This is a genomic window from Gilliamella sp. wkB112 (genome assembly GCF_001690685.1).
Lineage (GTDB): Bacteria > Pseudomonadota > Gammaproteobacteria > Enterobacterales > Orbaceae > Gilliamella > Gilliamella apicola_J.
Genome location: NZ_LZGL01000020.1, coordinates 218,695 through 240,504 on the forward strand (window position 1 = coordinate 218,695; position 21,810 = coordinate 240,504).

Consider the following 21,810-nt stretch of genomic DNA (forward strand, 5'->3'; position numbering starts at 1 on the left):
AGTGAATATTGAAAGTATGCAAATTTAAAAATGATAATTTTTAGTTTGAGGAAATTAGATGTCTAATAGAAAATATTTTGGTACGGATGGGATTCGTGGCAAAGTTGGTCAATACCCTATCACACCAGACTTTGCGCTTAAACTAGGTTGGGCCGCAGGCAAAGTATTAGCTAAAGATGGTGTCAAAAAAGTTTTAATTGGTAAAGACACCCGTATTTCAGGTTACATGTTGGAATCCGCATTAGAGGCAGGATTTGCCTCTGCTGGCGTTGCAACTGCGTTTACCGGACCAATGCCAACGCCTGCTATTGCTTATTTAACCCGTACATTTCGTGCTGATGCGGGTGTGGTTATTTCTGCGTCCCACAACCCTTTTTATGATAATGGAATTAAGTTCTTTTCAACCGAAGGGAAAAAACTTGATGATGCAATAGAATTGGAAATTGAAACCCAACTTGAAAAAGAAGTTGATTGTGTCGAATCCAAACAACTTGGTCGCGCCAGTAGAATTACCGATGCAGCAGGACGTTATATAGAATTTTGTAAAAGTTCATTCGATCATGATTTAAGTTTATCAGGGCTAAAAATTGTGGTCGATTGTGCGAATGGCGCAACTTATCATATCGCACCAAAAGTATTACGCGAACTCGGCGCTCATGTTATAAAGATTGGCTGTGAACCTGATGGCGTTAATATTAACGAAAGCTGTGGTGCAACTGATGTTAAAACTTTAACCAAACGCGTTATTGATGAAAAAGCCGATTTAGGTTTTGCATTAGATGGAGATGGCGATCGTATAATTATGGTTGATGATCAAGGTCGCAAAATTGATGGAGACTTAATTATTTATATTATTGCCCGAGAGGCATTAAGACATGGTCAGCTAAAAGGCGGAGTAGTAGGAACCTTAATGAGCAATATGGGACTAGAAATAGCTCTTAAAAATCTGGGCATCCCATTTATTAGAGCTAAAGTCGGTGACCGTTATGTTCTAGAAAAAATGATTGAGAAAAATTGGCGACTTGGTGCTGAAAATTCCGGGCATGTTCTATTACTAGATAAAACTACCACTGGTGATGGTATTATTGCTGGTTTACAAGTATTAAGTGCTATGGTGCGTAATAATATGTCATTAGCGGATTTGTGCGTAGGCATGACAATGCTGCCTCAAGTGCTAATTAATGTTCGTTTTTCTGGTGGAAATGATCCATTAACTACCGCTGCAGTCAAAATTGCAATTCAACAAGCGGAGTCACAATTAGCTGATAATGGACGCGTATTAATCCGTAAATCTGGCACTGAACCAGTTATTCGGGTTATGGTTGAAGGAAGTGATGAGGTAGAAATTCGCAAATTAGCCGAATCGATTGCTGAGGCTGTTAAAGCCTAAAAATAGTATTATTGATTATCATTTATCAGCTCTTAGTTGACAAAATAGGTTTAATAACATTATTGTAAACGATTAGCTTCAATTTACATAAAATTAGGAAAAAGTGTTTAAATTCTTTATTTTGTTAATCAAAGGTTGACTTAATATAGGTAATTAGGTTTAAAATAATAGTTCATTGTTATTATAGCGATTGCTTATACCTTTCAGGATTATAATTAAGCAATATTTTTTTATTTTTTAAGAATAGGTAAGAGGGTTATATGGCTGTTTCCTCTCCAGCTTCACCGCAAGCTTATATCAAGCACCATCTTGAAAATTTACAAGTTGGTTCAGGATTTTGGACGTTGAATCTTGACTCATTGTTTTTTTCAATTCTGCTTGGTGTTATCTTCTTATGGATTTTTTACCGTGTAGCTCAAAAAGCAACTACTGGCGTACCAAGTAAATTACAATGCGCCGTCGAGATGATTTTCGAGTTTGTCAATAATACCGTAAAGGATATGTTTACTGGTCAAAATAAACTTATTGCGCCATTAGCTTTAACTGTGTTTATTTGGGTGTTTTTGATGAATTTGTTAGATCTAATCCCAGTTGATTTTCTCCCTTATGCAGCACAATATATCGGTCTATCGCACTTGAGAGTTGTTCCTTCAGCAGATGTTAGCATTACCATGTCGATGTCTTTAGGTGTATTTGTTTTAATCATCATTTATTCTATTAAGTATAAAGGCATTTCTGGCTTTATTAAGGAATACACGCTTCACCCATTTAATCATTGGGCTTTTGCACCGATAAATTTAGTATTGGAACTAGTTAGTCTTTTAGCTAAACCGGTTTCATTAGGTCTCCGACTTTTTGGAAATATGTATGCCGGCGAACTTATATTTATTTTAATCGCAGCGTTATTACCTTGGTGGTCACAGTGGGTTTTATCACTACCATGGGCAATTTTCCATATTTTAATAATTACATTACAAGCTTTTATTTTTATGGTGTTGACGATTGTCTATTTAGCAATGGCATCGACAACGGAAGATCATTAATCTTAATATTTTTTTGATAATAAACTGGAGTATATAATGGATAGTATGTTATTTGTAGCCGCTGGCATAATGATGGGATTAGCTGCAATTGGTGGTGCAGTTGGTATTGGTTTGTTAGGTGGTAAATTCTTAGAAGGTGCTGCTCGTCAACCAGAATTAATGCCTATGTTACGAACTCAATTTTTTATCGTTATGGGCTTAGTTGATGCGATCCCAATGATTTGTGTGGGTATTGCACTATATGTCATTTTTGCTGTCGCAGGCTAATATTAATTTAAGAGGAATTGTATCATGAATATGAACGCAACTCTCCTCGGCCAAGCAATTACATTTGTATTGTTTGTTTGGTTCTGTATGAAGTTTGTTTGGCCTCCAGTTATCCGTGCGATTGAAAAACGCCAAAAAGAGATAGCCGATGGACTTGCTTCTGCAGAAACAGCAAAAAAAGATTTGGAATTAGCCAAAGCAAATACATCTGACATAATGCAACAGGCTAAGGTTGAGGCTAATGCAATTATTGAGCAAGCCAACAAACGTAAAGCTGTTATTCTGGAAGAAGCTCAACAAGAAGCTTCCCGTGAAAAAGAACGTATTGTTGCTCAAGGTCTTGCCGAAGTAGAGGCTGAACGTAAGCATGCTCGAGAAGAGCTCAAACAACAAGTCGCTACACTCGCTATTGCCGGTGCAGAAAAAATTATTGAACGTTCTGTTAATGAAGCCGCTAATAGCGACATCATTGATAAACTAGTAGCTGAACTATAAGGAGAATAGAGCAATGGCTGACTTAATTACAATTGCTCGTCCTTATGCTAAAGCCGCTTTCGACTTCGCGGTAGAAAAAAATAGTATCGAGTCATGGCATAAAATGTTAGTGCTTACATCTGAAGTCAGTCAAGACGAACAGATAAAAAGCATACTTACATCTGACATGAAAACCGATTCGGTTGCTAACCTATTTATTAATATATGTAAAGATGTATTAGATGAGTTTAGCACCAATTTTATTAAGATTATGGCTGAAAATAAGCGTTTATCACTTTTACCCGAAGTGTTAGCTCTGTTTGAACAATTATGTTTAGATAGGGAAGCGCAAGCAGATGTGGATGTTATCTCTGCTCAAGCCTTATCTAATGAACAACTTGATAAGATTTCTGTCGCAGTCGAAAAACGTTTATCACGAAAAGTAAAACTAAAATGTCATATAGATAAATCGCTCATTTCTGGTTTTATTATTCGTACGGGCGATATGGTTATTGATAGTAGTATCAGAGGGCGTTTAAATCGTTTAAATGACGCTCTACAGTCTTAAGGGGACTGATAATGCATCTAAATTCAACTGAAATAAGTGAACTAATTAAAGAGCGGATAGCTCAGTTCAATATTGTGAGTGATGCTCACAATGAAGGAACTATCATATCAGTTAGTGATGGTATTCTTCGTATTCACGGTTTAACTGATGTAATGCAAGGCGAAATGATTGCATTGCCAGGTAACCGTTATGCAATGGCATTAAACCTAGAAAGGGATTCTGTTGGTGCCGTGGTTATGGGACCGTACGAAGATTTATCTGAAGGTATGAAAGTCCAATGTACTGGTCGTATTTTACAAGTACCAGTAGGTGATGGTTTATTAGGCCGAGTTATTAATACACTAGGCGAACCAATTGACGGTAAAGGTTCTATTCAACATGATGGTTTCTCACCAGTTGAAGTAGTTGCACCTGGAGTTATCGATCGTCAATCGGTTGACCAAGCATTACAAACTGGTTATAAAGCCGTTGACTCAATGATTCCAATCGGTCGTGGCCAACGTGAGCTTATCATTGGTGACCGTCAAACAGGTAAAACTGCTTTAGCAATCGACGCAATCATTAACCAACGTGATTCTGGTGTAAAATGTATTTATGTAGCAATTGGTCAAAAACAATCAACTATTGCTAACGTAGTACGTAAGCTTGAAGAACACGGTGCGCTTAAAAACACTATTGTAGTAGTTGCATCAGCATCTGAATCAGCAGCATTACAATATTTAGCACCATATGCGGGTTGCGCAATGGGAGAATACTTCCGTGATCGTGGTCAAGACGCTTTGATTGTATATGATGATTTGTCTAAACAAGCCGTTGCTTATCGCCAGATTTCTTTATTACTTCGTCGTCCACCTGGACGTGAAGCTTATCCAGGTGATGTATTCTATCTGCATTCTCGTTTATTAGAACGTGCTGCACGCGTAAATGAAGCTTATGTTGAAGAATATACTAAAGGTGAAGTTAAAGGTAAAACAGGTTCATTAACTGCATTACCAATTATAGAAACCCAAGCTGGTGACGTTTCGGCGTTCGTACCAACTAACGTAATTTCAATTACTGATGGTCAAATCTTCTTGGAAACCAGCCTATTTAACTCTGGTATTCGCCCAGCGGTTAACCCAGGTATTTCAGTTTCACGTGTAGGTGGTGCTGCACAAACTAAGATAATGAAAAAATTATCCGGTGGTATTCGTACTGCACTGGCACAGTATCGTGAACTAGCGGCGTTCTCACAATTTGCATCAGACTTAGATGAAGCAACACGTAATCAATTAAGTCATGGTGAAAAAGTAACAGAATTATTAAAACAAAAGCAATATTCGCCAATGACAGTTGCTGAGCAATCAATTGTGCTTTATGCAGCTGAACGTGGTTATCTTGAAGATGTAGAATTAGCTAAAGTTTTATCATTTGAAGCTGCATTACTTGCTTATGCCCATAGTCAACATGCCGATTTTGTTAAGTTAATTGACGAAACAGGTAACTACAACGATGAGATTGAAAGTAAGTTAAAAGCAATACTTGAAAGCTTTAAATCAACTCAAACTTGGTAAGGGTGAGGTAAAAAATGGCTAATGCAAAAGAGATTAGAACGAAAATTGCCAGTATCCAAAGTACGCAAAAAATCACTAAAGCAATGGAAATGGTTGCCAATTCTAAAATGCGTAAAACGCAAGATAGAATGGCTGCTAGCCGTCCATATGCTGATATGATTCGAGAAGTGATTGGGCATTTAGCGTTAGCACATATAGGTATCAAACATCCTTATTTAGAAGAAAGGGATGTTAAGCGAGTTGGCTATCTTATCATTTCAACCGATCGTGGTTTATGTGGTGGTTTAAATATCAATCTTTTTAAAACTGTCCTTGCCGATATGACGGCATGGCAGGAAAAAGGGATTGAAGCAGATGTAGCTTTAATTGGTTCTCGAGGGGTGTCGTTTTTCTCTTCAGTAAAAACTAACATCTTAACCCAAGTTACCAATTTAGGGGACGAACCAACTTTGTCCGATCTTATTGGTCCGGTAAAAACAATGCTTGAGTCTTATGATAACGGTAAAATTGATAAATTATATATTGTCACTAATAGATTTATTAATACCATGTCACAAAAACCGACAATACAGCAATTATTACCACTACCATCGTCGGAAGATAAAGAACTGAAAGCTTCATCATGGGATTATATTTATGAGCCAGATGCTAAATCATTATTAGATGTGATTTTACGTCGTTATATAGAATCACAAGTTTATCAAGCTGTGGTTGAAAATCTAGCGAGTGAACAAGCAGCAAGAATGGTGGCCATGAAAGCAGCAACAGATAACGGTGCAAACTTAATTAATGAATTACAAATTGTGTATAACAAAGCTCGTCAAGGTGCTATCACAAATGAATTGATTGATATTGTATCCGGTGCGGCTGCTGTTTCAGGTTAGTGCTAAATATTGGCTTATAGTTAAGAAAAAGACGTAGAGGAATAAAAATGGCTACTGGAAAGATTGTCCAGATCATCGGTGCGGTGGTTGATGTCGAATTCCCAGAAGATGCAGTACCAAAGGTATATGATGCATTAGAAGTGGAAACTGGCACTGAAAAATTAGTTCTGGAAGTTCAGCAACAATTAGGTGGTGGCGTTGTTTGTTGTATCGCCATGGGATCATCTGATGGTTTAAGACGTGGACTTAAAGTAGTAAATACTGGCCACGGAATCGAAGTACCTGTAGGTACTAAAACACTTGGTCGGATTATGAATGTTCTTGGTGATCCTGTTGATAAAGCAGGTCCAATCGGCGAAGAAGAACGTTGGGCTATTCACCGTGCAGCACCTACATATGAAGAACTAGCTAACTCAACCGAACTACTGGAAACCGGTATTAAGGTTATTGACTTAATTTGTCCATTTGCTAAAGGTGGTAAAGTTGGTCTATTCGGTGGTGCTGGTGTTGGTAAAACCGTTAACATGATGGAATTAATTCGTAATATCGCTATTGAACACTCAGGATACTCTGTATTTACTGGTGTTGGTGAACGTACTCGTGAAGGTAATGACTTTTATCATGAAATGAAAGAATCAAACGTACTTGATAAAGTATCGTTGGTTTATGGTCAGATGAATGAACCACCAGGAAACCGTTTGCGTGTTGCATTAACGGGATTAACTATGGCAGAAAAATTCCGTGACGAAGGTAAAGACGTACTATTATTCATCGATAATATTTACCGTTACACCTTAGCCGGTACCGAAGTATCTGCCCTATTAGGTCGTATGCCATCTGCGGTAGGTTACCAACCAACATTAGCAGAAGAAATGGGATTATTACAAGAACGTATTACATCAACTAAAACTGGTTCAATTACTTCAATTCAAGCAGTATATGTACCAGCTGATGACTTGACTGACCCATCACCAGCAACAACCTTTGCTCACTTAGATGCAACTATCGTATTAAGTCGTCAAATCGCTTCATTAGGTATCTATCCAGCGGTGGATCCATTAGATTCAACTAGCCGTCAATTAGATCCTTTAGTGGTTGGACAAGAACATTACGATTGTGCACGTGGCGTACAATCAATTCTGCAACGTTATCAAGAATTAAAAGATATTATTGCAATTCTGGGTATGGATGAACTATCAGAAGATGATAAATTAACTGTTGCTCGTGCTCGTAAGATTCAACGTTTCTTATCTCAACCATTCTTCGTTGCCGAAGTGTTTACCGGTTCACCTGGTAAATATGTACCACTAAAAGATACAATTAGTGCATTTAGTGGCATTATGAAAGGTGATTATGACCATATCCCTGAACAGGCATTTTATATGGTTGGTTCAATCGACGAAGCGATTGAGAAAGCTAAATCTCTCTAAGAGATTTATTGTACGGAGATAGTATTATGGCACTAACTTCCTATCAATTAGAAGTTGTTAGTGCTGAATCTCACCTATTTTCAGGTGATGTTCAGCGAATTAGAGTAACCGGAAGAGAAGGTGAATTGGGTATTTACCCTGGTCATACGCCACTACTCACAACTATTAAACCTGGTATGGTGGGAATTGTTAAAGCTGATGGCGAAGAAGAGTTTATCTACCTTTCGGGTGGCATTTTAGAAGTCCAACCAAAGATGGTAACTATTTTGGCTGATACCGCTATTCGTGGTGAAGATCTAGATGAAGCAAGAGCCCAAGAAGCAGTAAGGCAAGCACAAGAACATATTAATAATCCAACAAGTGATATGTCATTTGCACAAGCATCTGCCGAACTATCGAAAGCACTTGCTAAAATACGAGTTATTGAATTGACTCGTCGGATAGGTCAGTAGTTAGTTTTTATGATTTCATCAAAGTAAATGTTTTGGTTACAGGCATAAGCTCTGTAACCTTTCCATTTTATCTAATAAAATAAATAGTATTAAAAAAATTAAGATGATTTCTCATATTAATCATTTTGAGACAACATCTATAAATTCCTTCCCCTCCCCTTCAGTAATTTTGATTAGTTAAATATTTGGTTAAACTAAAGAGCTTACTAATTAAGATGACTAGATTTATTAATCGCTATCAGCGATAATCTTAGCAAATTTAATTAATGCTAATACCGTTATGTTTACCATCTATCATTCAAATCAAGTCGATTTACTAAAATCTCTCGTGAGTGAATTGATGCGCTTGCAACCACTAAATGAGGTATTTGTACCTGATCAAGTTATTGTGCAAAGTCAAGGTATGGCTCAATGGTTACAAATTGAATTAGCAAATGACATTGGTATTGTAGCTAATATCTCCTTTCCTTTCCCTACAGAGTTTATTTGGCAAATTTATCAAACCCTATTACCAGATGCTCCTACAGAAAATAGCTACAATACCGAATCCATGACATGGCAATTATATTCTTTATTACCTAAAGTTATTGAGCGACCTGAATTTGTCACTATCAAACAATATCTCAGTGTGGATACACAAGACAGAAAACAATTTCAATTAGCAACGCGTATTGCACGTTTATTTGACCAATATTTAGTTTATCGACCAGACTGGTTAGCAAAATGGGAAGCCAACCAAACAGTTACAGAACTTAATCATTATCCTGATGAAATCTGGCAAGCTGAACTTTGGCGTCAGTTAGTTGCAACGAACCAACCTTATCACCGGGCTAATATTTATCAACAAATGCTAGATATCTTGTTAAAGAATGATCTTGATCCTACTTTATTAGCACAGCTACCCAAACGCGTATTCATTTTTGGCATAACATCACTCCCCCCAGTTTATTTATCACTCTTTGCTGCTCTTGGAGAGCATATTGATGTACATTTAATGTTTAATAACCCATGTAAATGGTACTGGGGAGATATTATTGAAAAACAACTATCTGATATACAAAATATCTCTGATCAAAAACCTAACCCATTACTTACTTCATGGGGAAAATTAGGTCGTGATAATTTATTTTTATTACAAGAATTTAATAATAAACAAGATATTGAAATGTTTGTTGATCAAGAGCGATCTTGTTTATTACATGCTTTGCAACAAGATATTTTAGAGCTTTACCCAAATAATCAGAATAAACAACTGATTGAATCTACCGATAAGTCGATCTCATTGCATGCTTGTCATAGTGAACAACGCGAAGTTGAAGTATTATATGACTATCTCCTATCCGTTTTTGATGCAAACCCAACAATAGAATTACGAGATTGTATTGTTATGGTTTCCGATATCGACCGATATGTTCCTTACATTCGCTCAGTATTTGGCAATGCTCCTAGTCAACGTTATTTACCCTTCACTATTTCTGATCAAAAAGCACGAAATATCGATCCAATGGTGCAAGGTTTTTTGGTTATTCTAAATTTTCCACAGAGTCGATTTACTGCTGAAGAATTGTTTAACCTCCTTGAAATCCCTGCTATATCAGAAAAATTTGCTCTCAATGAAACTCAATTAACGCTACTTCGCACTTGGATTATTGAGTCCGGTATTCGCTTTGGACTTGAAAATGCCCATAGTTGGCTATTTGGATTAGAACGACTATTACTGGGTTACACTATGAGCAATGAACAAGGCGGTTGGCAACAAATCTCACCTTATGACGGTGCAACAGGCCTTGATGCTGAATTAATTGGTCAGTTAGCCGAATTTATAACCGTGGTTCGCAAATGGTTAGTTGCATTAAGTGAAAATAAGCCATTAGTTGAGTGGCAAAGTTGTTGTTTTGAAATAATAAATGATTTTTTTGTAACTAATCTGCAACGAGAGTCGATTTTGTTGATGATTGAAGATGAATGGCAAAAACTAATAAATAGTGGCTTAGTGGCTAATTTTAGCGACAAAATTTCAATTACTATTTTACATGATGCCTTACAATCACGTTTAGAACAAAACCATTTAGCACATCGATTCTTAGTTGGTAAGATCAACTTTTGTACCATGATGCCTATGCGTTCAATACCTTTTAAAGTTGTTTGTTTATTAGGCATGAATGATGGTGATTATCCAAGAACATCATTGCCACTTGATTTTGATTTAATTGCACAACATCCGAGAAAAGGAGATCGTAGTCGACGTAATGATGACCGTTATTTATTTTTAGAAGCTATTTTATCTGCCCAACAACAATTATATATCAGCTACATTGGACGTGACATGAAAGACGATAGTGAGCGTTACCCGTCTGTATTAGTTGATGAACTTTGGGAGTATATTGCTCAGCATTATTGTGTGCCAAAGCTTAATAGCTCATCTCTAACAGACAATCCCCTAAATTTTTTACGCATCGCGCATACTCGCACACCATTTAACCCTCAAAATTATCTACAAGAACCCAAAAGTTATGCCGATGAATGGTTACCTGCAGCTTTACAACAGGGTGAAAATCAATCTTTTATTAGTGCGATCCCCACTATTACAGTTGATAATATCAATATTGATGAGTTAAAAAGATTTTACCAACATACAATTAGGTTATTTTTACAGAAACGCTTTAATTTTTATGTTAATTACCTTGATGATACTTTACCGGATGCAGAAAAATTCAACCTTAATAGCTTGGAACGCTATCAATTAAACTCACAGATTTTAAATCAACTCATCAGCCAAAATAACCAAGATACAGATAGTTTTTATCAGCAACTAACATTAACAGGTGAATTACCAGATGGTGCTTTTGGACAAATTATTTATGATGAGCAAAATGCAACCATGCAATCACTTGCTAATAAGATCAAGCACGAAAAGCTTCATATGGATACCCAAGAAGTAAATTTAACCATTACAACTAAGCAACAAACATACCAATTACAAGGTTGGTTAACACATATTCAACACGATGGTATCTTATCTTGGCGCCCAGCTAAGCTTTCAATTCGTGATGGTATGGCATTGTGGATCGACCATTTAGTCTATTGTATTTTAAATCCAGATAACTTAGATAGCCAAAGTCGAATTTATGGTCGCGAAGATCATGAATGGCGTTTTTTATTCTTGGATCCAAGTGAAGCAATAAATATTTTGACTACCTTGGTAGAAGGTTATTTACAAGGTATTAACCAGCCATTATTAATGCCTATACAAAGTGCTTGGAGTTGGCTAACAACTGTCTATAATAACAAAACAGGAGAATTAATCCCAAGTGATAAAGCCAATAATCAATTAATAAACACTTGGCAAGGGGGATTTAATCATTCTGCTGAATGCGATAGTTACTATTTTCGCCTCTATCCAGAATTAACTGACACATTAATTGAACAAATTACCCATTATGCCCAACGTTTTTTATTACCAATTTTATTACATCAGGTAACCGTAAAATAGGGAATATTATGTTTATTGATACTCATTGTCATTTTAATTTTCCAGATTTTACCACAAATCTAATTGAATCAATTAATTATGTTCGGCAAGCAAATATTGTTGGATTAATTGTACCTGCGGTATCAGCTAGCCATTTTACTCAAATATTACAACTGGCCACTAACTATTCTGAAATCTATGCTGCTTTGGGTTTACACCCAATTTATCAACATACTGAAGCTGATTTACAACAATTAACCAGCATATTAGAAAAAAAACCAAATAAACTGGTTGCCATAGGTGAAATTGGGCTAGATAAATATGATGTAACCATAGATTGGCACCAACAAATATCTTTTTTTAGAGCTCAGCTAGCATTAGCCAAGCGCTTTGATTTGCCAGTTTTGATTCATTCCCGCAAGGCTCATGACATAATGTATCATGAATTACATCAAGCCAATTTACCTTGTCGTGGCGTGATACATGGATTTTCAGGTAGTTACCAACAAGCAATGCAATTTATTAAACTCGGTTATTATATCGGTGTAGGTGGTGTCATTAGTTATGATCGTGCCAATAAAACACGCAATACTATCGCCCAGTTACCACTAGCAAGCCTAGTACTAGAAACAGATGCGCCCGACATGCCATTAAGTGGTCAGCAAGGTGAGATCAATCGTCCGGAAAATATTGTTAAAATTTTCAATATATTTTCACAGCTACGCAACGAACCTTCGTCACAAATACTTAACGTAATTTTAACAAATACCTTGACGCTATTTAGTAGAATCAATAGAATTAAAATTCTCAAATAAGATTTAAAATAACCATATAATTATTATTGACTTATTTAAATCAATTACCCGGTAGGTTCTTATGGCTCAACGATTTAGTCAACTTTTTGTTCAGTCAATTATTTCGCTTACTCGCTTATTTCCCTTATGGGCGATACTTTGTGCAATAATTGCGTATTTATTACCAGATACTTTTACGCCAATACGACCTTATACATCACAACTATTAATGTTTGTAATGTTTACTATGGGCGTTACCTTAAGTATTGATGATTTTAAGCGTGTTGTAACAAGACCTAAAGCAGTAATTATTTGTACTTTATTACACTACATAGTGATGCCCCTAGCCGCATTATTATTATCCAAATTATTCACTATGCGACCTGAGTTATTAGTCGGAATGGTATTAGTTGGTAGCGTTGCTAGTGGTACAGCATCAAACGTAATGATTTATTTAGCCAAAGGAGATGTAGCACTATCGATAACTATCTCCTCTGTATCAACTTTAGTGGGGGTTATTGTTACTCCAATATTAACTTACCTACTAGTGGGAACAACTGTTGAAGTACCTATCTGGAGCATGCTAGTGCATATTATACAAATAGTTCTAATCCCGATTTTATTAGGTCTTTTGATTCATCATTTATTATTGCCTGTGGTTAAAAAATGTGAACGCTTTTTACCATTAATGTCGATGCTATGTATTTTATTAATTCTTTGTATAGTAGTGGCAGGTAGCCATGCTCAAATTGGTCAAGTTGGATTTACCGTGATTTTTGCAGTCATCTTACATAATGGTTTAGGCTTACTAGGTGGTTATTGGGGGGGTCGTATATTGGGCTTTGATGAATCCACTTGCCGCACCATGTCACTTGAAGTTGGCATGCAAAACTCAGCCTTAGCAGCTACACTTGGTACTAATTACTTTTCAGCACTTTCTGCATTACCTGCAGCTGTATTCTCGGTTTGGCACAATATTTCTGGCTCACTATTAGCTGGCTACTGGCAAGGTAAGCCAACCAAGAATCATAAAAAAACAACAATTGATAAATAATATTGTAAAATAACATTCACTCTAATCTCTCCTTCTTTATAATAGAAGGAGAGTATAACCTTTGGTGCATTTCTGTAACCGCATCTAGATCAATTTTAGGCAAATTAGCATGAATAACGAAATACAGTTATCACCTTTTGTGTATCGCATATTGCCATGGATTGCGGCGTTCGCATTTTTTATGCAGTCTCTTGATACTTCGATATTAAACACTGCACTACCAACTATGGCTAAAGATCTCAATGAATCGCCTTTGAATATGCAATCAGCAGTAATTAGCTATGCCTTAACCTTGGCTCTATTTATCCCTGTAAGTGGTTTTTTATCAGATAGATTTGGCACTAAACATGTTTTTGTAATGGCGGTTATCTTATTCACATTAGGTTCGTTACTGTGTGCATTGTCAAATTCATTAATTTTCTTGGATATTTCACGCGTAACTCAAGGTATTGGTGGCTCAATGATGGTGCCCGTATCGCGACTGGTATTAATCAAATCTTTTAAACGTAGTGATTTTCTAGTAGCACTAAATACTGCAACAATACCAGGATTAATCGGTCCGGTATTGGGGCCTGTACTTGGAGGTTACTTAGTTGATGTAGTGAGTTGGCATTGGGTATTTTTTATTAACTTACCAATTGGTATTTTAGGCGCAATTATCAGTTGGCGTTACATGCCAAATATTAAAGGCGAACGTATGCCTTTTGACCTATTTGGATTTTTATTTATTATTGTCACCTTTATCAGTGCAACATTAAGTGTAGAGTTTTTAAGTCAAAGTCAAAGTGGTCTTGTTTCTCTACTTTTAGCAATAATCAGTTTAGTTTTTTTATTAATTTATCGTTTTTATGCTAAAAAAGCAGCAGCCCCATTGTTTCCACTTTCACTATTTGAAATTCGAACATTCAAAATAGGGATCGTTGGTAATTTAGTCTGTCGATTAGGCATCTCAGGCGTACCTTTTCTGATTCCATTATTATTGCAAGTAGGGTTTGGTTATCCAGCTATGTTTGCAGGTATAATGTTAGTACCAATGGCTATAGCTTCAATTTGCATAAGACTATTTATACCTCGTATTTTGGCTCGGCTTGGCTATCGTGTAGTTCTTGTAGGCAATACAATTATAACCGGAGTACTGATTTTCTTCATGTCACAACTCAGTTTATCTACTCCAACTGTAGTATTATGCTTATTACTTTTTTGCATTGGTGGCGCTAATTCAATGCAATTTACGGCAATGAATAGTATTACACTAGCTAATTTACAAGGTGAAATCACTAGTAGTGGTAATAGTTTAATGGCCGTCAATCAACAATTGGCGATCAGCTTTGGTACCGGATTTGGTGCCGTATTAGTTCGACTAATCAGTACTAATACAAATACTATCCACGCTTTCCAACTGACCTTTATTATACTAGGTGTAGTTACAGTGTTATCTAGCATTATTTTTAGTAGACTAAAAAAGCAAGATGGACAAAACCTAATTTCTCATCAAAGGAGATAAAATATGTTTCAATATCAAATTATTCCAGTTACAGCTTTTGAAGAAAATTGTAGCATTATTTGGTGTGATGAAACCAAAGAAGCGGCTTTTATCGATCCCGGAGGTGAGCCAGAATTACTACAAAACGCGGTTGAAAAACTTGGTGTTAACATCAAACAGATTTTATTAACGCATGGCCATTTAGATCATGTTGGTGCTGCTGCCGCATTAGCAAAGCATTACAATGTCAAAATTGTTGGTCCAAGCCGTGAAGATGAATTTCTATTTAATGGTTTACCACAACAAAGTATGCAATTTGGTTTTCCTCATACTGCAGCATTCTTACCTGACCGTTGGTTACAAGAAGGTGACCAAGTTCACATTGGTAAAACCACACTTGATGTGCTATTTTGCCCTGGGCACACTCCAGGACACATTGTATTTATTGATCATCAGGACAAGCTCGCATTTGTAGGAGATGTATTATTTAAAGGCAGCATTGGACGAACGGATTTTCCTCGAGGTAATCATACCAATTTGATTTCAGCAATTACTACCAAGCTACTACCACTAGGTGATGATTTTGTGTTTGTACCAGGACATGGACCAATGTCAACAATTGGGAATGAACGCATCAGCAATCCTTATTTAGTCTAGCTAAAATGAATAGTGACATAGTTATCATACTAGTTAGTGTGTGGTAACTAACACTAAAATTTACCGATCCAACTAAAACCCCATCAAAGTAAACTTTTTTAACAAAAAATAGTTTACAATGCAAATTATTTAATTATGATAGTTAAATCAGTTAAATCATAAAAAGGTTAAACAGTTATGCAACACTCATTTACAACATATTACCCAAGTTTTATTTCTACTTTATTTAATTTATCCTCATGGCAACGCAAAATGTTAGTAACCACTTGCTCAGTATTAATACTAGCTATTGCTTCAAATATAAGTATTCCAACCTATCCGGTTCCTTTCACTTTACAATCACTAGTAGTATTACTCATTGGCGCATTTTTAGGTCGCCGCCTAGCTACACTGGCACTGTTACAGTATTTGTTAATGGGAGCTTTAGGTTTACCTATTTTTGCCAATGGTAGTGGTGGAATTACGGCTTTACTTTCACCTTCAAGTGGTTATTTATATGGTTTTGTGGTAAGTGCTTACTTAGCTGGGTTAGCCACAGAAAAAGGCTATGATCGCCAATTTATATTAGGCCTAATTGCTTTTGCTTGCGCTCATCAAATGACTTTTGTATTCGGAGTTACTTATTTGGCTGGTTATTTGCACATCAATTTACTTGAAGCAATAAAATTAGGCTATTTACCTTTCGCCGGATTTGATTTACTTAAGTTTACATTAGCAACTTGTGTTATGAATATGTTGTGGCGGCACCATGCTAAAAAGTAATGTTCTCAATAAAGGGGATATCATTTTTCAAAGTCTTAAAGAAAAATGTGCATTTAATGACGCTGTTAGCCATTCAGGCGCAATGGCAAATATGGATGAAATAATAACACATATAAACCATGTCGGTTTATGTGTTGGCAATAATAAGATTATACATGCTTGTCAAAAGGAAGGAGTTATTTTACAGCCTGTCACCGATTTTCTTTCGTCTGGAAGCTATAATATTATTGCTTCGATTGACAATCCATTGCTTATTAAACAAGCATTAACTAGGGTGATGAGCTATTTAGGTTTGCCTTACAATTATAGCTTTCACCCTGACGCTAAAGGACTTTATTGTAGCCAACTGATTACTTACGCTTTCAAATTAAAAGATAATAGTGATTATTTTCAATTATATCCAATGAATTTTAAAGACTTAAAAACTCAACAGATTTTACCTTACTGGATTACTTATTATCGCAAACTTAGACAACCTATTCCACAAGGGGTACTAGGTTCTCACCCACAGCAATTATTAAGACAAACTCATTTATTTAAAACTATTCGCTTATTTGCTACTCAATAGTATAAAAATATCAAGAGTAACGTAATTTCCTGTGATTTAACTATTGACACAGCGGCATTAAGTCTATAATATGCGCGCTACATTTCGGTTCCTCCATAGTTCAGTCGGTAGAACGGCGGACTGTTAATCCGTATGTCACAGGTTCAAGTCCTGTTGGAGGAGCCAACTTTCAAATTTCCAAAAATCTGTTTTATATCTGATATCAAACCTTTAAACAATACAACTAGTCTACTATAAGCCTTAGGTTAATTCTCCATCATGTTCATTTTTTCTAACCCAATGTTGTTTTTATAAGCAGGATTACTCATAATAGTTACTGGTAAAATCATATCTATTATTTTATTTATTTCCATTATGTAGCTAATCAGTAATAACTCTATTGATAATATTGATTGGTCAGAGAGGGATTTAACAATGCATATACATTTTATTATTCATGAAGATTTTGAAGCACCCGGTGCATATGAACAATGGGCAATGAATCATCATCACAAAATTAGTTATTCCCGTGTATATCTTAATGAAGCTCTCCCTAAGAGTATCGACAATATCGATTTTGTTATTATTATGGGTGGCCCCCAATCACCTGCAACGACTAAACAAGAATGTAATCACTTTGACTCTCAAGCTGAACAAGCGGTAATTTTAGCCGCCATAAGTGCAGGTAAAGTTGTTATTGGTGTTTGCCTCGGATCACAATTAATTGGTGAGGCTTTAGGTGCAAACTATGCACATAGCCCAGAAAAAGAAATTGGTAAATTCCCTATTACATTAACTGAAATAGGTAAAAATCACCCGCTATTTAAAGACTTTGGTGACACCTTGGAAGTTGGTCATTGGCATAATGATATGCCAGGCCTAACCCAAGAAGCTCAAATAATTGCTTACAGTGAAGGTTGTCCTCGCCAAATTATTGCCTATGATAAATTAGTTTACGGTTTCCAATGCCATATGGAACTAACCTCTGAGGTAGTTGAATTACTGATTGCTCATTCAACAAACGATCTTAACCAAGCAGACAAATACCGTTTTGTTGATACGCCTGATATTTTACGTTCCCATGATTATACTCAAATGAATCAAAAACTTTTTACTTTTCTAGATAAATTAAGTCAGCACTATCTTTTAGAACTAGAAAAATAATTATGTTTATATTTGATGTTTTCTCGATTTTAAACGTCTTTTCTTTTACTTACGGTGCATTCAGCTAATCAATTAGTTTATGTTGGTAAAAAAATTCTATTATTTAGATAGTTGATAGCTATCTAAATAATAGTTTGTTAGCAATATAGATAGCCCGTATACTGATAACTAATGTTGTTAATAACACCTTAGACAGGAGCAATCTGATGGCTTACACTTTACCACCGCTACCTTATGCTTATGAAGCATTAGAACCTTATATTGATACTCAAACCATGCATCTTCACCATGACAAGCATCACCAGACTTATGTAAATAATGCTAATGCTACACTCGATTCATTACCGGTAGAACTACAAGCATTATCTGCTGATACGTTATTACAAAATTTGGATAAAGTTCCGGAAAATAAACTAACAGCGATTAAAAATAACGTTGGTGGGCATGTTAACCATACTCTTTTTTGGGAATTATTAAAAATTGGAACCGAGCTTAAAGGTGAATTAAAAGAAGCAATTAAAAATGATTTCGGCTCTATCGAAACTTTTAAAGAAAAATTTGCTGCAGCAGCCACCACTCGTTTTGGTTCTGGTTGGGCATGGTTAGTTTTACAAAATGGTAAACTTACAATTGTTTCAACGGCAAACCAAGATTCTCCACTTATGGGTGAAAAATATGCTGGGGTTTCTGGTACTCCAATTTTAGCGCTTGATGTTTGGGAACATGCTTATTACTTAAAATACCAAAATCGTCGAGCTGATTATATTAATGCTTTTTGGAATGTAGTTAACTGGGATAAAGTAGCTGAATTATATGCAACAGCTAAAAAATAAGCTGTAATCACTAAAAAGTTACTTAAAGATGGCGCTTAAAGCGCCATCTTTGTTTCCATTCCTAACTACCAATTCTTCTATAATAAAAATTGGCATTTGCTAAATTATGCTTAAATCCGCTACAATAAACGATTACTAAAACTCAAAAAATTTTACAGTCAAAATAAACACATGTTTGAAATTAACCCTGTTAAATCAAAAATAGTCGAGCTTGCCGAACGCACTGCTGTAATTCGGGGGTATCTTTGACTATGATGTCAAAAAAGAGCGACTTGAAGAAGTCAATGCTGAATTAGAACAATCGGAAATCTGGGCTAATCCAGAAAAAGCTCAAGCGTTAGGTAAAGAACGCGTTGCCCTTGATGAAATTATTAGCACTATCAACTCATTAACACAAGGTCTTGATGATGTCGAAGGTCTACTTGAACTTGCCGTTGAAGCTGAAGATCAAGATACGTTTGACGAAACCAACTTTGAATTAGCACAATTAGAAAAAAAACTAGCTGGGCTAGAGTTTCGTCGTATGTTTTCCGGTGATTATGATAGTGCAGATTGTTATTTGGATATTCAATCCGGTTCAGGCGGAACCGAAGCACAAGATTGGGCCGAAATGTTACTCAGAATGTACTTACGTTGGGCTGAGTCAAAAGGTTTTGCTACTGAAGTTATGGAAGTATCAGACGGTGATGTTGCTGGCATTAAATCTGCTACTATTAAAGTATCGGGCGATTATGCCTATGGTTGGTTACGTACTGAAACTGGAGTACACCGTTTAGTCCGTAAAAGCCCGTTTGATTCAGGTAATCGTCGGCATACATCATTTGCATCAGTTTTTGTTTACCCTGAAATTGATGATGATATTGATATCGACATTAATCCAGCTGATCTACGGATTGATGTGTACCGTGCATCTGGTGCTGGTGGTCAGCATGTAAATAAAACAGAATCGGCGGTCCGTATTACCCATATTCCAACTGGAATCGTGACTCAGTGTCAAAATAATCGATCTCAGCATAGTAATAAAGATCAAGCTATGAAACAGCTAAAAGCAAAATTATATGAGCTTGAAATGCAGAAAAAGAATGCCGAAAAACAACAAATGGAAGAAAATAAATCCGATATCGGCTGGGGCAGTCAAATTCGTTCTTATGTCCTTGATGATTCTCGTATCAAGGACTTACGTACAGGTGTCGAAACACGTAATACTCAAGCCGTGTTAGACGGTGATTTAGATCAGTTTATTGAAGAAAGCTTAAAAGCAGGTTTATAGACTGCTTGTTAACGAATAAAAGGTAAAACTATGTCAACAAATCAGCAAGAGCAACAAAATCAAATTGAAGAGTTAAATAATGAGCTGAAAGCACGTCGTGAAAAACTAGCACATATTCGCGAACAAGGTATTGCTTTCCCAAATGATTTCCGTCGTGACGCAATTTCAAGTGATCTTCATAAACTGTACGATGATAAAACTAATGAAGAATTGATTGCAAATAAAATCATCGTAACGGTTGCCGGTCGTATGATGATGCGCCGAATCATGGGTAAGGCGTCATTTGTTTCTCTACAAGATGTAGCTGGGCAGATTCAACTTTATGTTACTCGTGATGATCTTCCGGAAAACCATTATAATGAACAATTCAAGAAATGGGATCTCGGTGACATTGTTGGCGCTAAAGGTTATTTGTTTAAAACAAAAACGGGTGAATTATCTATTCATTGTCAAGAAATTCGTTTATTAACTAAAGCATTGCGTCCGCTACCCGATAAATTCCATGGGCTTGCAGATCAAGAGATGCGTTATCGTCAACGTTACTTAGATCTAATCACCAATCAAGAATCACGAGATACCTTTAAAGCTCGTTCTCAAATAGTCACTGAAATTCGTAATTTCATGCTTGAAAACCATTTTATGGAAGTAGAAACCCCTATGATGCAAGTAATCCCAGGAGGTGCTTCAGCAAAACCGTTTATTACTCATCATAATGCACTTGATTTGGATATGTATCTACGAATTGCTCCTGAGCTTTTCTTAAAACGCTTAGTTGTTGGTGGCTTTGAACGAGTATTTGAAATCAATCGTAACTTCCGTAATGAAGGCGTATCTCCAAGGCATAATCCAGAATTTACCATGATGGAAATGTATATGGCATACGCTGATTATAAAGACTTAATTGTGTTAACCGAAGCACTATTCCGCCGTTTAGCTATTAATGTAACTGGTAACCCAGTAGTACAATATGGCGAACATTCTTTTGATTTCGGCAAACCATTTATCAAAATGACAATGCGCGAAGCTATTTGTCATTATCGTCCAGAAACAAATAATGCTGATTTAGATGATTTTGATAAAGCACAGGCGATTGCCAGTTCGATTGGTATCAAAGTTGAAAAAGGTTGGGGCTTAGGTCGCATTGTTACCGAAATTTTCGAAGAAGTTGCTGAAGCTAATTTAATTCAACCAACTTTTATTACCGAATACCCAGCCGAGGTATCACCTCTTGCTCGCCGCAATGATGAAAATCCATTTGTGACCGATCGCTTTGAGTTCTTTATTGGTGGGCGTGAAATTGGTAATGGCTTCTCAGAACTTAACGATGCCGAAGATCAAGCACAACGTTTTGCTGATCAGGTATCTCAAAAAGATGCTGGTGATGATGAAGCAATGTTCTATGATGAAGATTATGTTACTGCCCTTGAACATGGTTTACCACCTACCGCAGGGCTTGGCATTGGTATTGACCGAACAGTTATGTTATTTACTAATAGCCATACTATTCGTGATGTTATTTTATTCCCTACCATGCGCCCAATAAAGTAATTTAATATTATTGTTTATTGTTAAAACTCACTTAGCTCTTTATAAGTGAGTTTTATCTAATATTGAAACGTATAGCAGACCTGAAACATCTTTACAATATAATTTTTATTATAACTGTGAATATAGCTATATCTTCTCAACAGATACAGCTAAAACGCTACCGAG

20 protein-coding genes and 1 tRNA gene are annotated in these 21,810 nt (G+C 36.2%); all 21 read left to right on the forward strand.

The window, feature by feature from the left end:
* Nucleotides 1-58 precede the first annotated feature (58 nt).
* The 21 genes from glmM to lysS all read left to right on the forward strand — a co-directional run bounded on the left by glmM (nucleotide 59) and on the right by lysS (nucleotide 21,645).
* Nucleotides 59-1,390, forward strand: a complete 1,332-nt coding sequence (gene glmM, locus A9G12_RS11605; protein WP_065565990.1) for a phosphoglucosamine mutase — start codon at nucleotides 59-61, stop codon at nucleotides 1,388-1,390.
* Nucleotides 1,391-1,650: 260 nt separating this feature from the next.
* Nucleotides 1,651-2,433: a F0F1 ATP synthase subunit A gene (gene atpB / locus A9G12_RS11610; protein ID WP_065565991.1), complete on the forward strand. Its 783-nt coding sequence runs from the start codon at nucleotides 1,651-1,653 to the stop codon at nucleotides 2,431-2,433.
* Nucleotides 2,434-2,469: 36 nt separating this feature from the next.
* A complete protein-coding gene (gene atpE, locus A9G12_RS11615; protein ID WP_034901511.1) occupies nucleotides 2,470-2,700 on the forward strand; it encodes a F0F1 ATP synthase subunit C in 231 nt (76 codons plus the stop codon).
* A 24-nt stretch (nucleotides 2,701-2,724) separates the two neighbouring features.
* Complete coding sequence (gene atpF, locus A9G12_RS11620) at nucleotides 2,725-3,195, forward strand: F0F1 ATP synthase subunit B (protein ID WP_065565992.1); 471 nt, start codon at nucleotides 2,725-2,727, stop codon at nucleotides 3,193-3,195.
* 13 nt (nucleotides 3,196-3,208) lie between these two features.
* Entirely contained in the window at nucleotides 3,209-3,742 is a 534-nt protein-coding gene (atpH, locus tag A9G12_RS11625; RefSeq protein WP_065565993.1) for a F0F1 ATP synthase subunit delta, read from the forward strand.
* A gap of 11 nt (nucleotides 3,743-3,753) precedes the next feature.
* Nucleotides 3,754-5,295 carry a F0F1 ATP synthase subunit alpha gene (gene atpA, locus A9G12_RS11630; RefSeq protein WP_065565994.1) on the forward strand — a complete coding sequence of 514 codons (1,542 nt, stop codon included), beginning with the start codon at nucleotides 3,754-3,756 and terminating at the stop codon, nucleotides 5,293-5,295.
* A 14-nt stretch (nucleotides 5,296-5,309) separates the two neighbouring features.
* Entirely contained in the window at nucleotides 5,310-6,179 is an 870-nt protein-coding gene (gene atpG / locus A9G12_RS11635) for a F0F1 ATP synthase subunit gamma (RefSeq protein ID WP_065565995.1), read from the forward strand.
* Nucleotides 6,180-6,226: 47 nt separating this feature from the next.
* Nucleotides 6,227-7,609, forward strand: a complete 1,383-nt coding sequence (gene atpD, locus A9G12_RS11640) for a F0F1 ATP synthase subunit beta (protein ID WP_065557204.1) — start codon at nucleotides 6,227-6,229, stop codon at nucleotides 7,607-7,609.
* A gap of 26 nt (nucleotides 7,610-7,635) precedes the next feature.
* The gene (locus tag A9G12_RS11645; protein WP_065557203.1) at nucleotides 7,636-8,061 is read left to right on the forward strand and encodes a F0F1 ATP synthase subunit epsilon; all 426 of its coding nucleotides are present in this window, start codon (nucleotides 7,636-7,638) and stop codon (nucleotides 8,059-8,061) included.
* Between the two features lie 280 nt (nucleotides 8,062-8,341).
* Nucleotides 8,342-11,554, forward strand: coding sequence for an exodeoxyribonuclease V subunit gamma (gene recC / locus A9G12_RS11650; protein WP_065565996.1), 3,213 nt, complete (start codon nucleotides 8,342-8,344; stop codon nucleotides 11,552-11,554).
* Nucleotides 11,555-11,562: 8 nt separating this feature from the next.
* The gene (locus A9G12_RS11655; RefSeq protein ID WP_065565997.1) at nucleotides 11,563-12,348 is read left to right on the forward strand and encodes a TatD family hydrolase; all 786 of its coding nucleotides are present in this window, start codon (nucleotides 11,563-11,565) and stop codon (nucleotides 12,346-12,348) included.
* A 61-nt stretch (nucleotides 12,349-12,409) separates the two neighbouring features.
* Nucleotides 12,410-13,381, forward strand: a complete 972-nt coding sequence (panS, locus tag A9G12_RS11660) for a ketopantoate/pantoate/pantothenate transporter PanS (protein WP_065565998.1) — start codon at nucleotides 12,410-12,412, stop codon at nucleotides 13,379-13,381.
* A 109-nt stretch (nucleotides 13,382-13,490) separates the two neighbouring features.
* Entirely contained in the window at nucleotides 13,491-14,885 is a 1,395-nt protein-coding gene (locus A9G12_RS11665; RefSeq protein ID WP_065565999.1) for a DHA2 family efflux MFS transporter permease subunit, read from the forward strand.
* Nucleotides 14,886-14,888: 3 nt separating this feature from the next.
* Complete coding sequence (locus A9G12_RS11670; protein ID WP_065566000.1) at nucleotides 14,889-15,521, forward strand: MBL fold metallo-hydrolase; 633 nt, start codon at nucleotides 14,889-14,891, stop codon at nucleotides 15,519-15,521.
* A gap of 177 nt (nucleotides 15,522-15,698) precedes the next feature.
* Complete coding sequence (locus A9G12_RS11675; protein ID WP_065566001.1) at nucleotides 15,699-16,283, forward strand: biotin transporter BioY; 585 nt, start codon at nucleotides 15,699-15,701, stop codon at nucleotides 16,281-16,283.
* Entirely contained in the window at nucleotides 16,270-16,851 is a 582-nt protein-coding gene (locus A9G12_RS11680) for a YiiX/YebB-like N1pC/P60 family cysteine hydrolase (protein ID WP_065566002.1), read from the forward strand. The genes A9G12_RS11675 and A9G12_RS11680 overlap by 14 nt, the downstream gene beginning before the upstream one ends.
* An 89-nt stretch (nucleotides 16,852-16,940) precedes the next feature.
* Nucleotides 16,941-17,016: transfer RNA gene (locus tag A9G12_RS11685), tRNA-Asn, on the forward strand.
* 249 nt (nucleotides 17,017-17,265) lie between these two features.
* Entirely contained in the window at nucleotides 17,266-17,994 is a 729-nt protein-coding gene (locus A9G12_RS11690) for a type 1 glutamine amidotransferase (protein WP_065566003.1), read from the forward strand.
* A gap of 206 nt (nucleotides 17,995-18,200) precedes the next feature.
* Nucleotides 18,201-18,827 (forward strand): Fe-Mn family superoxide dismutase, encoded by a 627-nt coding sequence (locus A9G12_RS11695; protein ID WP_065566004.1) that lies wholly within the window; start codon nucleotides 18,201-18,203, stop codon nucleotides 18,825-18,827.
* Between the two features lie 171 nt (nucleotides 18,828-18,998).
* Nucleotides 18,999-20,097 (forward strand): peptide chain release factor 2 gene (gene prfB / locus A9G12_RS11700; RefSeq protein WP_141674168.1). Its coding sequence is split into 2 segments (ribosomal slippage): nucleotides 18,999-19,073 and nucleotides 19,075-20,097, totalling 1,098 coding nucleotides; the frame shifts between segments, so codons are not numbered across the junction.
* Between the two features lie 30 nt (nucleotides 20,098-20,127).
* Nucleotides 20,128-21,645, forward strand: coding sequence for a lysine--tRNA ligase (lysS, locus tag A9G12_RS11705; RefSeq protein ID WP_065566006.1), 1,518 nt, complete (start codon nucleotides 20,128-20,130; stop codon nucleotides 21,643-21,645).
* Nucleotides 21,646-21,810 lie beyond the last annotated feature (165 nt).